Below are 13,838 nucleotides of genomic sequence, written 5' to 3'. Positions count from 1 at the left end.
AATTAGTGGCAGAGGAATGATGTGAGCGAACTTAGCCAAGAACAAAAACAAGCCCAATTCGATGAATACTTCTCAATCGCCTATTGCGTTAACGCCAACGTGCGTCCTCTAGGTGCTAATGAAACCGTACCTGATGAAGATAACCTTGAAGAGTCAATGCCCTATGCCTTTCGCATCGCAAGCGAAATGGCCGCATTGGAAGCCCAGGCCATTCGCCCGCTAAGAAACCTTGGCGATCACGCTGAGACACTCGCCGAATATCTCAATCATCAGTCGAGAAAAATCGACCTAATGATGTCGTTTGTTTTGCATCAGCAAGATGAGCCCGAACACCGCTTCAAAACGGTGAAACTTGGAGGTGGTGGCGTTATTATCGAATCAAAAGACAAACTAGAGGTAGGCACTCAGGCGGAACTTAAGCTTTTCTTAGATGCCGAAGCTGCCGCTATTTTTTGTTACGGTGAAGTAATTACTTGCGAGCAAGTTGAAGATAGTTACCATATTGCTTTTATTTTTAACACGATACGAGAGCAAGATCAGGAGCTTCTGGTTCGCGCAAGCTTACATATTCAAACCCAGCAGCTGCGAAAACGGTCAAAAGATAAAAAAGCGGGATCCTAATTTGCCCCAATAACAGTATATAAGCCGTAAAAAACCTCTTGCACTAAAACAAACAGGACGTCATGACAGCCACTTTATTATCGCTACCATTACCTGCGCCTAAAAAAGAAGCCGCTTCACAAGACCACAAGCATTGGGGCCAGCTTCAAGGCAGCAGCGCCGCGCTATGTATCAGTCAAGCACTTAGCCAGTATAAAGGCCCTATTGTACTTATCACCGCCGACACGCCTTCGGCGATGAAGCTTGAAAAAGAAATAGCGTTTTTCTTAAGCGATAATAAGCATAATACGCCCATTACTCTCTTCCCTGACTGGGAAACGCTGCCTTATGACTCGTTCTCGCCCCATCAGGATATTGTTTCCCAGCGTTTAGAAACCCTGTTTCGTTTTACTCAGCAAGGCGATGGCATTTTCATTGTTCCTGTTAACACGCTAATGCAGCGTCTAGCGCCCACCGACTATTTGGCTAAGTACTTACTGATGCTAAACAAGGGCGACACGTTAGACAGAGACCAATTCAGACGAAACCTAGAGCAAGCCGGCTACTTACATGTAAGCCAAGTAATGAGCCATAGCGAATTTTCTGTGCGCGGCAGTATTATCGACTTGTTCCCAATGGGAAGCGACCAACCGTTTCGTATCGACTTATTCGACGATGAAATAGACTCTATTCGCTACTTCGATACAGAAACCCAGCGTTCTGGCGAGTCAGTCAATAAAATACGTTTGTTGCCAGCCCGTGAATTCCCTACCGATAAAGAGGCCATTACGCTTTTCCGGCAGCAGTTTTTGGAAAAGTTCGATGCGAACAACGCGTCAGAAAGCGTATTTTCCCAAGTAAGCAAAGGCACAATGCCAAGTGGCGTAGAATACTACCTTCCTCTGTTTTTCAAAAACACCGCAACGCTGTTTGATTACCTGCATCCAAAGAGCTTGCTGCTGCTTCACGGCGATGTACAAGACGCCAGTGAGTTTTTCTGGGCCGACGTACAAGAGCGCTACGAGCAGTATCGATATAATTTAGCGCGCCCCCTGCTTGCGCCTGATGAACTCTTTTTACCTATAAACGAACTGTTTGGCGCAATTAAGCAGTGGCCCCGCGCATCGTTAACCAACGCCGTACTTGAAGAAAAGCCGGGCACCACTAATTTACAGTGCGAAAAGCTTGATGACATTGCCATTAACTCGCAGAAAAAAGTGCCTGCCGAGCGCTTAATTAAAACAGTAAACCACGCCACCGACAACGGGGCTAAAGTACTGTTTTGTGCAGAAACCCAAGGCCGTCGAGAAGGCTTGCTGTCGGTGCTTGCTAAAGCCGGCATAAAGCCCACTATCGTAGACAGTTACAGTGATTTCATCGCAAGCCACAACAGTATTGGTATTACGGTTGGCATGGTGGATAACAGCTTCCGCTGGCAAACCGAGGAAGGCGAGCTGTTGTTTATAACTGAAACCGAGCTGCTAGGCCAAAAGGTTAGCCAGCGTCGCCTACGTGATAAAAGAACCGCTACCGATGAAAGCGCCATTATTCGCAACTTGGCCGAGCTTTCTATTGGCCAACCCGTGGTGCACTTAGATCACGGCGTAGGTCGCTATTTAGGGCTACAAACCCTCGACGCGGGTGGTGTAACCACAGAATATCTGTGTATTGAATACGCTAAACAATCGAAATTATATGTACCGGTAGCCTCGCTTCATTTGATTTCTCGCTACACCGGTGGCGATGCAGACAGTGCGCCAGTTAGCGCCTTAGGCTCAGACGCGTGGACGAAAGCGAAGCAAAAGGCGGCTGAAAAAGTACGTGACGTAGCCGCTGAGCTGTTAGACGTATACGCGCGACGCGCGGCGAAACCCGGCTTCGAATACAAGATTAACTGGGACGATTATCAAGCCTTTGCCGATAGTTTTCCCTTTGAAGAAACACCCGACCAAGCCCAAGCTATTGCAGCGGTTATGCATGATATGGGCAGCCCGTCAGCGATGGACCGCCTAGTATGCGGAGACGTGGGCTTTGGTAAAACTGAAGTTGCCATGCGCGCCGCTTTCCTTGCCGCAAATGCAGGTAAACAAGTGGCTATTTTGGTGCCGACAACGCTACTTGCTCAGCAGCATTATGAAAACTTTAAAGACCGCTTCGCAGCCTGGCCGTTTGAAATTGAAGTAATGAGCCGTTTTGTTAGCGGTAAAGCGCAAAAGTCGGTGGTTGAACGTATTGGCGAAGGTAAAGTAGACATTGTCGTGGGAACGCACAAACTGCTCTCTAGCGATATAAAGTACAAAGACTTAGGGCTTGTCATCATAGACGAGGAACACCGCTTCGGTGTTCGCCAAAAAGAAAAACTGAAATCGCTGCGCGCCGATGTTGATATTCTCACGCTTACCGCAACCCCTATTCCACGTACGCTAAACATGGCCCTTTCCGGCATGCGCGACTTGTCGATTATCGCCACCGCCCCTGCCCGTCGTTTGTCCATTAAAACGTTTGTGCAGCAGCGCAATAAAGCGGTTATTCGCGAAGCCATTATGCGTGAAATTTTACGCGGTGGTCAGGTTTACTTCCTTCACAATGAAGTTGAAAGTATTGCACGAACCGTAGAAGAGATTGCCGAAATTGTTCCCGAAGCACGCATTGCAATGGGGCACGGTCAAATGCGCGAGCGAGAGTTGGAAAGCGTGATGAGCGACTTTTATCACCAGCGCTACAACGTGCTTGTGTGTACCACTATTATCGAAACGGGCATTGATGTACCTAGTGCGAACACCATTATCATGGATAGAGCCGACCATTTAGGTTTAGCGCAGCTTCACCAACTGCGCGGGCGTGTGGGCCGTTCACATCACCAAGCTTATGCGTATCTGCTAACGCCGCACCCTAAGCGCATGACAAAAGATGCCGTGAAGCGCTTAGAAGCGATATCTCAGTTAGAAGACCTAGGTGCAGGTTTCGCACTGGCTACTCACGATTTAGAAATACGTGGTGCAGGCGAGCTTTTAGGCGACGACCAATCGGGTCAAATCGCAAGCGTAGGGTTTAGCCTTTACATGGACATGCTTGATAAAGCCGTTAATGCCCTTAAAGACGGCAGAGAGCCGTCGCTAGACGATGCGATGTCTGGCCATACCGAAGTAGAGCTTCGCATTCCTGCCCTATTACCGGAAGATTACATTGCCGATGTAAATACACGCTTATCACTGTATAAGCGCTTGGCGAGCTGTGCGACGCAAGATGACATTGATGAGTTCCAGGTAGAATGTATCGACCGCTTTGGCCTGCTGCCAGAGCCGGCGAAGAACTTAATTGAAGTGGCTGAAATTAAACTAAAAGCCCATGATTTAGGCATTCTAAAAGTAGACTTGTCGGCACAAGGCGGTACCATAGAGTTCAAAGAGAACACGAAGGTCAATCCGGGCTATATTATTAGCCTTGTACAAACCAAGCCGAACACCTTCAAATTTGAAGGCAGCCAAAAACTGCGTTTGGTGAAAAAGACCGACACAGCTAAAGCGCGAATTGCGTTCATTAGCGATATTATTGCCGATTTTGCAAAGGAGTCGCGGTAACATGAAGTTATCTCGCTGGTGCCCGTTAGTTGCCTCGATAGGCGCAATTTTCTTAAACACTGTTTCAACCCCTGCACTTGCCAATGATAATTGGTGGTTTGATGTTGAAGTCATTGCATTTAAGCGCAACGTGGCACTAACAGAGCTAGAAGAACAGTTCTCGCTGGCTGACAACTTATCGGCCCCGCGCGCTCAGGCAGACATCATCAGTGATATTATTTCACCTGATATTAGCTACTTAAAACAGGGCTTAGCGGTTTGTGGGGCAGATACCACGGTAAAGTGGCCGAACGAGGCGTTGTTTAATCTGCCACAAATCGATCTTCCGGCTGCACGCGCTTTCTACAGCAGTACGTTTGATACCGAAGAAAATTTAACGCCTGCTCCGAATGCTGAAACCATCGCGGGCTATTGGGCGTCGTTTTTCGGCATTAAGCACAGCACTCCCATACAGGTTCCAGAATTCAAATACTGCGAAGAAGAAAAGCCGTGGCTTAGCGCAGAGTTCACCACCCTTGCCAGCGCAACTGCTGTGGTAAATGACGACGTCAGCGACAGTGAGGCCAGTAGCGAAGCGCTACAACCCGCTATCGTATGGAAAGCCCATTACCCGGATAACAGAATGCCAGCGCCTGCTGATTTGCCGATTATTGTAGAAGGACATGACTGGCCGTTAGCGTCAAAAGCGCATTTACTTACCAGTAACGAACAGGCCTTGTCATCGATTTCTCGCCAAATTCGCTCGAATCGCGACCTAGAGCGTTTATTCCACGCTACATGGCGTCAGCCCGTAATGTTTGGGAAAAACAATGCCTTCAAAGTGAGGCTTTTCGGTGGTCAAAATTATGCGCAGCAGTACAACCTTTCCGGCGAGATGCGCAAAGATATACAAACTAGCGCGACAGACAATGGGTTAAATGAGAACCCACAATTTGGTTACGATGCCACCGCGTCGCTAACCACAGAAACCGGCACCACTTTTAATACCACTAATACTGCTGCCAATAACGCTCAAATATCTGCCAATGTGCCTAACGCACAAGGCGTGCAAGGTATGTCAGACGGCAGCAAAAGCAGTAACGTAGCGTCGGAATTAGTGGCAGTACAAGACCTCTTTGCCGCGCTAGAGCGCCGATTGGAAAAACCTAAACCCATTGCGTTTAACGCCTTTAAAGCGCTAGATGGGCCGTTAATTGTTGAGCAAGGCGCAGGCGATGGGGCCTTAAGAACGCCTATTTGGGAAATTGACGGTACCATTAAAGTATTCCTTAAATATATTAACCGCGTCCCCTACCTTCACGTTGATAGTGAAATGTTTTACCGACAGCCCGTGCCATTAAGCTACTTTAGCAGCGAAGATGACAGCACAGTGGAAAATACCGCGCCCCCTGAATACCGGTTAGTGTCGGTGCCACTTGTAGAGCAACGCCGAATTATTAGTACCCAGCTACATTATTTCGACCACCCTTTATTTGGTTTTGTCGTTCAGGTGCGCCGATACCAGCGCCCTTCCACCGGCGACGACGAGTAACCCGTGCCTAGTTAGAAAGGGCCCGGTTAAGATTGGCAGGCTGAAGACACCACATTGTTGGGTTTCTTTTAAGACCGGTGAAGGCTACTCGTTTTAACCTCGCTTTTAAGAAGCAGCTTTCAAAAAATTAGCTTTAGGTAAGATTTTATGAAAATTTATACTCGTACTGGCGATAAAGGCAGTACGCAAATTTATGCTGACAAAGCCGTTCGCGTTGATAAAGACGACTTAGTTGTGCAAAGTTATGGCGATATGGATGAACTCAATAGTCATATTGGCTTGTTAGCTGCCCATGTACCAGCAACGCATAATTCTCTGCTACACGACATTCAGCGCAGTCTGTTTCAAGCGGGCTTTGCCATTTCAGCAAGTTCTACATTAACCCCAAACGACGTTGAAAAGCTTGAAAGCGCTATCGATTCCCTTACCAGCCAAATGCCGCCCAATACGTCATTTGTCTTGCCAGGCGGAAGCAAAGCCGCAGCACAGGCTCACGTTTGTCGTGCGGTCTGTCGTCGCGCCGAGCGTTCGGTCATTAGCCTTTCAAAACACTACGATGTACCGGAAGTGGTTCACGCCTACTTAAACCGGCTAAGCGACTTTCTGTTCACCTTTGCGCGCTTTTTAAACATAGAAGCCGGCGTAGATGAAGTACCGGTGTAACCGGTACTATCGTTCACTTAACCGCGCAATAAGGGCCGCGGCGCTTTCATACTTATCGTAAAGCCCGGCGGGCATCACTCGCCCATACAGTGCCATCACACGCTCTTGCCTTGCTACGTCACTGTTATTCGGGTTTGAAAAGCGTGCCTCTAAACCATCTAGAATACTCTCCGCGCCTTTCGGGTTGTTGCACGCCAGTACCATATCGCACCCAGCGTCAAGCGCTGCTTCAGCGCGCTCAACATAACTTCCGGCAACGCTTGCACCGTGCATCGACAAATCATCAGAAAACACGGCACCGTTAAAACCTATATCGTTTTTCAAAATGGTTTTTAGCCACGTTGACGAAAAACCAGCCGGCTTGTCACAAACTTGATTATAAATAACGTGGGCGGGCATAACGCCATCTAGCAGCGCACGTTCAATAACGCGTTCAAACACCACCATATCCGTACGGCGTATCTCGTCAAAACCGCGCTCATCCACAGGTAAAGCAATATGAGAATCTGGGGCTACGCTGCCGTGCCCGGGAAAGTGCTTCCCGATAGCAGGCATGTTCACGGTTTTTAGCCCTTGAATAAGCTGTGTAGCAAGGCGAATAACCTCATCAGCATTATTACTAAACGCCCTATCGCCAATAACTTGCGACACACCATTAATATCGAGAACCGGTGCGAAGCTAAAATCGATATCTAGCGTTTTTAGTTCGTAAGCTAACGCTAAACCACACGCTTTTGCATATGCCGCGCTTTCATCCTGATGTTCAGACTGCCGTAAAATATCGCCCATTGCCGGTATAGCGGTAAACCCGTCGCGAAAACGCTGAACGCGACCACCTTCGTGATCCACAGCAATTAGCACGTTATTTTTAGCAAAACGCCGGATATCTTGAACCAAGGCAGATAGCTGGCGCTTATCGTGATAATTTCGGGTAAATAAAATTACGCCCCCAACCACTGGGTGTGCTAACTTTTCCTTTTCTTCAGGCAAGAGTTCTTCGGCTTGACAGTCCAACATTAACGGCCCCACAGCACCACCTTAATATTTGTCATAAAACATCACTTCAAATTTGCAAGTTCTGTGGTTAGGATAGAGAAAAATAGGGAGTTTTACACGTGATAAATTGGATCAAGTGGTTGGTTTTTGGTGTTTTAACGCTGCTTTCAGTTGCTGCTATCGCACTTTATATTTCGCTGCGCCTAAGCCTGCCCGCTCTTGATGGAAACAGTGCCACTTATCACGTAGACGCGCCTACTGAGCTCAGTCGCGACGATTTAGGCCACGCGATAGTAAAAGCCAACGACATTTTCGACGCCGCCTACGCGCTTGGCTTTGCTCACGGCCAAGACCGTTTCTTTCAAATGGATCTTCAGCGGCGCACAGCTTCAGGCAATTTATCCCAATGGGTGGGTGACATTGCCCTTGATATTGACAAAAAAGCGCGGTTCCACCAGTTCGAGCAGCGCGCAAAAGCCGTATTTGATAACTTGCCCGCTAGGCAACAAGAGCTATTAGTACGCTACGCTCACGGCGTGAACGATGCGCTATCTGAATACACCCTGCCGCCGTTTGAATACTTAGCCGCGGCTGTGGACGTGGTGCAGTGGCGCCCTACCGACAGCATCCTTGTTATTTACAGTATGTATATGGACTTACAAGGTAGCCAGGTAGAGCTTGACTTAGCCAGAGAAGCATTGCTTTCAACCTTCGGGCAGGACGTATACGGTTTTATTACTCAGCCAAGTAACTATCAGGCGGCCCTTGATGCCAGCGAAATTCCTTTACTCGACGCGCCCATACCGGCCTATCCAGCCTCTCTTCGTACTACAGCGCCTCAACCAGATGTAGGTAGTCCAAAAGAAGACACAGCTATAGCGCGCGCCCATTACAATGCCGCAGAACTACCGGATATTGGCAGTAATAATTGGGCAGTAACAGGTGCACACACGTCAACAGGTGCAGGCCTTTTAGCCAACGATATGCACCTAAGCCTTCGTGTGCCAATAATTTGGTACCGAGCACAGCTTAACTACCAAGACGCGGGTAGAAATGTACAAGTAACGGGCGTATCGCTACCCGGGTTACCCGGCATTGTTGTAGGCACCAACGGGCATATAGCATGGGGCTTTACAAACGCAAATTTAGATAACGTAGACTGGATTGCGCTGGATGACGACACAGCAACAACAACTGTTACTGAACGTATTCCTTTGCCCGATGGTGAACATGAATTTACCTTCAATGTGAGCCAGTTTGGCCCAGTGAGGGAATTGAACGGCAAACGCTACGCCCTAAATTGGGTGGCCCACCACCCTTTCGCCGCTAACTTAGGCATTGTGGACTTTGGTACAGCAAACACCGTAGATGCCGCGGTTAAAACCGGTAAACGCATAGCCATTCCCACCCAAAACTTGGTCATTGTTGATAAAGACGGCAGCGCGGCTTGGTTACCAGGGGGCGCAGTAATGGCAAGAGAACGCGCTACTTTTACGGCAATTAAAGAAAGTGATACGGCAAACACTTCGGCTCAACGCGCAACTAATTTACCTGAAGTTATTAACCCAAGTATGGGTAGGATCTGGACCGCGAACGCTCGCGTGATATCGGCAGAAGACACGAAAGTGTGGGGTAACGGTGGCTACGCGCTAGGTGCGCGCGGACAGCAAATAAGAGATAGGCTGTTTGAGAAAGACACCTTCAATGAAACCGACTTTTACGCTATTCAGCTAGATAATCATGCGCAGTTTCTTATTCCTTGGCAGCATTTACTGTATGGCCTGTTAAATATGCAAAGCATTGAGTTTAAGCCAGACCTTGCCTATTTAAACGCATGGAAAGAATGTGCCTGCGAAGACTCCGTAGGTTATACGCTGGTAAAATACTTTAGGCAGGAAGTGGTGCAAACGCTCTTTGGCGGCTTACTTTCAACGTTAGACAAACAAGGAGTTAACAGCCGAACGCTATTAAGGGGCATAGAGCCCGCCACCTGGCAATTAATTCACAGTCAGCCAAGCTCTTGGCTACCTGCCGACACTGAAAGCTTCGACGAACTGCTTGTGGATGCCTACCGCCGCGCCAAACACAAACTGCTAGATAAGTATTCGCCAGTTGAAGCCGATATGGAAACGTTAGCATGGGGCAAGGTTAATGCCCTCTCAGTAGAACACCCCTTCGCGAGTCAAATCCCATTAGTAGGAAGCATGTTAAACATGCAGCAAGTGGAAGGCTTTGGCGATACGTATATGCCCGCCGTGCAAGCGCCTAAATTTGGTGCGTCTGAACGATTTTTTGTAAGCCCTGGCCACCTTGAAGACGCAATCCTCACCTTACCTGGCGGCCAATCGGGCCACCCACTGTCAGATTTCTTTACAGCAGGGTTTAACGACTACGCAGTGCATGCAGCAACGCCCTTGTTACCCAGCAAGCCCATACACAGCCGAGTCTTTTATAAGAAAGAAGCCGAATGACACCTGCCATTACATTACTTACGAAAAAGCGAATAGCACACAAGGTATTAAAATATGAACACGATGCCAATGCGGCATCGTACGGGCTAGAAGCCGTTGAAAAGCTTAACCTTAATGCAGACACCGTATTCAAAACATTAGTGGTTAGTACAGACAATAATAAGCTTGCAGTTGCCGTGGTACCCGTAAACACCAAGCTAAGCGAAAAGAAAATGGCAAAAGCACTAGGTGTTAAAAAAGTAGAAATGGCGCAGGCCAACGCGGTGATGGTAGCCACTGGCTATGTGCTGGGTGGCGTTAGCCCTTTGGGCCAAAAAAAACGGTTAGCCAGCGTTATTCACAAAAGCGCTGAAAGCCTTGCCATTATGCACGTAAGCGCGGGAAAACGAGGGTTAGAAGTGGCGCTTTCCCCGGCTGACTTAGCAACACTTACCGGTGCTAAGTTTGCGGATATCTCGGTAGGTTAGTTCAGTTAATTTAATATCAACACTGAGCGTATTAGCAACTTAACCAAAAACTAACATCTCAGGCATTTAGTTATGCAACTGCCGCCATTACAGCGCAGAGTTAAGAATTCAGTGTAAAGACGAGATAGACTAGTCTATAGAGAAAAGCAGCCCTAAAAGCTGCTTATTTACTCGATTTCGCTAGCCACTGCTTGCGCGCTTCTTGAAGCGCCGCATCATCGGGCTGTTCGCTGCCAGAAATGGCTACGGCAATTTGTTGAATGATCGCATCACGCTTTTCAATCAGCGCATCGGTGCGTGGGAATAAGTCTTTGGCTTCAGGGTATTGGGCTTTTAGCGACTCTACATCTTCTAAGGCGTAATAGCGCGCTTCAAAGGCTTCGTTATACAGCTGACGCTTAGCATTAAATACCACGTAGTCTTTTGCGGTTTCAGAATTAAGGTAATCCATATCTTCTGACGCTAAATTAGCAGCCTGCCCTACTTCACGGGCCTGCGCCATCCATGAATCAACAGCTTCGGCATCATCATTTTTAACAGCTTGCTTTACGCCTTGCTGCAAATCGCTTGCGTGAAGGATTTCCATCACTGTTATAAGCGGAACTTGCGCTGCATCTTGATCTCGTTTATCAGCATCTAGCGACAAATAAGCAAACCATGAAAAGGTAGCGGCAATAATAATAGCAAGAACGACAAGTGCTTTTTTCACACTTTCCTCCAAAGACATTGCATATAAAAATCAGTGCGAGTGCACTGTAAAAAAGAGGCAATACAAAAAGAGCGAGAAGCCTCTCGCTCTTTTTCAGTATTGTAACGACCTAAAGATTATTGGTCGACAGGCTCTGAGTTTTCAACTCGGCTTTTTAGTTTTTGACCCGGGCGGAACGTTACCACTCGACGCGCTTTAATAGGAATGTCTTCACCGGTTTTAGGATTACGGCCAGGACGTTCGTTTTTATCACGCAGGTCAAAGTTGCCAAAACCTGACAGTTTTACTTGCTCACCAGATTCCAGAGCGCCTTTAATCTCTTCGAAAAAAAGCTCTACCAGATCCTTCGCATCACGCTTGTTAATGCCTAGTTTCTCGAATAGGTGTTCAGCCATCTCGGCTTTGGTCAATGCCATAGTTTACTCTCTTAACGCGGCCCCAAACTCAGATTCCAGACCTTTAACCACAGTATCTACGGCTTGCTGAATTTCAGCTTCTTCTAAGGTTTTATCCGGATCTTGTAAATGAAGTGACAAAGCAAGGCTCTTGTAGCCAGGCTCAATTCCCTTGCCTTTGTACTCATCGAACAAGTTTAGAGCAACTAGTTGATTTACGCCAATTTTTTCTATGTAAGAAAGGACATTTCCTACACGCACTTCATCTTTAACCGTAATAGCAATATCACGGCGGTTCGACGGGAAGCGCGATACCGGTACTGCCGACGGTAATTTACGCTCGGTAATGGCATCTACCGCCAACTCGAACACAAATACACGGCCGTTAACACCAAGCAACTTAGTAAACTGCGGGTGTATAGCACCAATATAGCCAACTTCTTCATCATTAAGCAAAATTTTTGCAGTCATACCAGGGTGTAACGCACTGTGCTGCCCTGTTACAAAAGTAAACTCACCCTGCTTGCCGGTAAGGGCAAGCAACGCTTCAACGTCTGCCTTTGCATCGAAGAAATCAACTGGGCTATCGCCCAAGTCCCAATGCTCTTCGTTACGACGCCCTGCTACTACACCACCAATTACTTGTTCTTGCAATACACCATTAGGCGCATCTTGTTGAGGTATAAAGCGTAATCCGGTTTCGAACAGTCGAATTCGCTGTTGCTGACGCTTCTGATTATAAGCAGCAGCACCAACTAAACCCGGCCATAAACTTACGCGCATTACCGACATATCAGATGAAATTGGATGTGGTAACACCATACCCTTCACATCTGGGAACAAGGCGTTTTGAATTTTAGGGTCGACAAACGAATACGTAATCGCTTCGTTATAACCACGACTTAGTAACAACGACTTCATTGTATTAAGCGGCAGCTTAGCTTCTTGCGAAGGCAACATAGCCAAGGTCGCTTTTGGCGCCACGTTTGGAATGTTGTTATAGCCGTAAACACGGGCAATTTCTTCAATCAAATCTTCTTCAATTGAAATATCGAAACGATAGCTTGGTGCAACCGCTTCCCAACCTGCTTCAGTTTGAGTAACGTCTAAACCAAGGCGGTTAAGCATTTCCGTTACTTTTGCATCATCAATGCTAATACCTAGTACACGAGCTAAACGTTCACGACGAAGCGTAACCGTTGCCTGCTTAGGTAGCTTGTCTTCAGCTACGGCTTCAACCACAGGGCCAGCTTCACCACCACAAATTTCAAGTACCAGAGCTGTTGCTCGCTCCATGGCTTTACGCTGAAGTAGCGGGTCTACACCACGCTCGTAGCGGTGCGATGCATCGGTATGCAAACCATACTGACGGGCACGGCCCATAATGGCATCACGGCTAAAGAACGCACTTTCAAGCAAAATATCTTGCGTTTCAGTAGTTACACCAGAGTGTAGGCCACCGAAAATACCTGCCATTGCTAGCGCTTTGTTGTCGTCAGCAATAACCAAAGTATTGCTTTGCAGCTTAGCTTCGGTTTCGTCTAGCAACGTAAGGGCTTCGCCTTCGTTCGCCATACGTACGTTAATGTTGCCTTCAATGCTGGCAAGATTAAACGCGTGCATCGGCTGGCCAAGCTCTAACAACACAAAGTTAGTCACATCAACAATAGGGTCGATGCTGCGAATACCGCAGCGACGTAGCTTTTCAACTAACCACAGTGGCGATGCCGCTTTAACGTTAACGCCCTTAACTACACGACCTAAGTAACGCGGGCATGCGTCATCAGCGCTTAGCGTAATTGACAATTTATCATCGATAGTTGCGTCTACCGCTGCTACTTCAGGCTCGCACACGTCAAGGTTATTAAGCACGCCCACTTCACGGGCAATACCGCGAATACCCAGGCAGTCTGCACGGTTTGGGGTTAGGTCTACTTCAATGGCGTTGTCATCAAGACCAAGATAATCGCGAATGTCTTCGCCAATAGGCGCATCGGCTGGAAGCTCGATAATACCGTCGTGGTCGTCACTAATACCTAGCTCAGAGAAACTACAAAGCATGCCAAATGACGGCTCACCGCGAAGCTTCGCTTTCTTAATTTTAAAATCGCCTGGCAATACAGCGCCAACAACCGCTACCGCTACTTTGATGCCCTGACGACAGTTAGGCGCACCACAAACGATATCAAGTAGTTCATCGCCACCTACGTTAATTTTGGTTACGCGCAATTTATCGGCATTCGGGTGCTGACCGCACTCAACCACTTCACCTACTAGCACGCCTTTAAAATCGCCTGCTACTGGCTCAACACCGTCTACTTCAAGGCCAGCCATGCTCAACTGTTCAGACAGCTCATGTGCCGACAGCGACGGGTTAACCCACTCTCTTAACCATTTTTCACTGAATTTCATGTGTACTCTCTGC

The 13,838-nt window shown here is 47.8% G+C and carries 10 protein-coding genes; 6 read left to right on the top strand and 4 right to left on the bottom strand.

Annotation, left to right across the window (positions count from 1 at the left end; translation table 11 throughout):
* Positions 1–21: 21 nt before the first annotated feature.
* From MADE_RS08120 to MADE_RS08105, 4 genes are all read left to right on the top strand, one after another.
* Entirely contained in the window at positions 22–621 is a 600-nt protein-coding gene (locus MADE_RS08120; protein ID WP_012518137.1) for a PilZ domain-containing protein, read from the top strand.
* Between the two features lie 62 nt (positions 622–683).
* Positions 684–4,181 carry a transcription-repair coupling factor gene (mfd, locus tag MADE_RS08115; RefSeq protein ID WP_012518136.1) on the top strand — a complete coding sequence of 1,166 codons (3,498 nt, stop codon included), beginning with the start codon at positions 684–686 and terminating at the stop codon, positions 4,179–4,181.
* Position 4,182: 1 nt separating this feature from the next.
* Positions 4,183–5,712 (top strand): CsiV family protein, encoded by a 1,530-nt coding sequence (locus tag MADE_RS08110; RefSeq protein ID WP_012518135.1) that lies wholly within the window; start codon positions 4,183–4,185, stop codon positions 5,710–5,712.
* 147 nt (positions 5,713–5,859) lie between these two features.
* A complete protein-coding gene (locus MADE_RS08105; protein ID WP_012518134.1) occupies positions 5,860–6,375 on the top strand; it encodes a cob(I)yrinic acid a,c-diamide adenosyltransferase in 516 nt (171 codons plus the stop codon).
* Between the two features lie 6 nt (positions 6,376–6,381).
* Here the strand turns inward: MADE_RS08105 and nagZ are convergent, their stop codons facing one another.
* Entirely contained in the window at positions 6,382–7,392 is a 1,011-nt protein-coding gene (gene nagZ / locus MADE_RS08100) for a beta-N-acetylhexosaminidase (RefSeq protein WP_015066917.1), read from the bottom strand.
* Between the two features lie 98 nt (positions 7,393–7,490).
* Here nagZ and MADE_RS08095 point away from each other — a divergent pair, with 98 nt between their 5' ends.
* Positions 7,491–9,842 (top strand): penicillin acylase family protein, encoded by a 2,352-nt coding sequence (locus tag MADE_RS08095; protein ID WP_012518132.1) that lies wholly within the window; start codon positions 7,491–7,493, stop codon positions 9,840–9,842.
* Positions 9,839–10,309 (top strand): Cys-tRNA(Pro) deacylase, encoded by a 471-nt coding sequence (gene ybaK, locus MADE_RS08090; protein ID WP_012518131.1) that lies wholly within the window; start codon positions 9,839–9,841, stop codon positions 10,307–10,309. The genes MADE_RS08095 and ybaK overlap by 4 nt, the downstream gene beginning before the upstream one ends.
* A 163-nt stretch (positions 10,310–10,472) precedes the next feature.
* Here the strand turns inward: ybaK and MADE_RS08085 are convergent, their stop codons facing one another.
* From MADE_RS08085 to pheT, 3 genes are all read right to left on the bottom strand, one after another.
* On the bottom strand, positions 10,473–11,018 hold the full coding sequence (locus tag MADE_RS08085; RefSeq protein WP_012518130.1) for a hypothetical protein: 546 nt from the start codon (positions 11,016–11,018) through the stop codon (positions 10,473–10,475).
* Positions 11,019–11,134: 116 nt separating this feature from the next.
* On the bottom strand, positions 11,135–11,434 hold the full coding sequence (gene ihfA / locus MADE_RS08080) for an integration host factor subunit alpha (protein WP_012518129.1): 300 nt from the start codon (positions 11,432–11,434) through the stop codon (positions 11,135–11,137).
* 3 nt (positions 11,435–11,437) lie between these two features.
* Positions 11,438–13,825, bottom strand: coding sequence for a phenylalanine--tRNA ligase subunit beta (pheT, locus tag MADE_RS08075; protein WP_012518128.1), 2,388 nt, complete (start codon positions 13,823–13,825; stop codon positions 11,438–11,440).
* Between the last annotated feature and the right edge of the window lie 13 nt (positions 13,826–13,838).

It is taken from the genome of Alteromonas mediterranea DE (assembly GCF_000020585.3).
Lineage (GTDB): Bacteria > Pseudomonadota > Gammaproteobacteria > Enterobacterales > Alteromonadaceae > Alteromonas > Alteromonas mediterranea.
The sequence above is the reverse complement of the archived record's forward strand: the minus strand, read 5'-3'. Positions and strand labels throughout refer to the sequence as shown.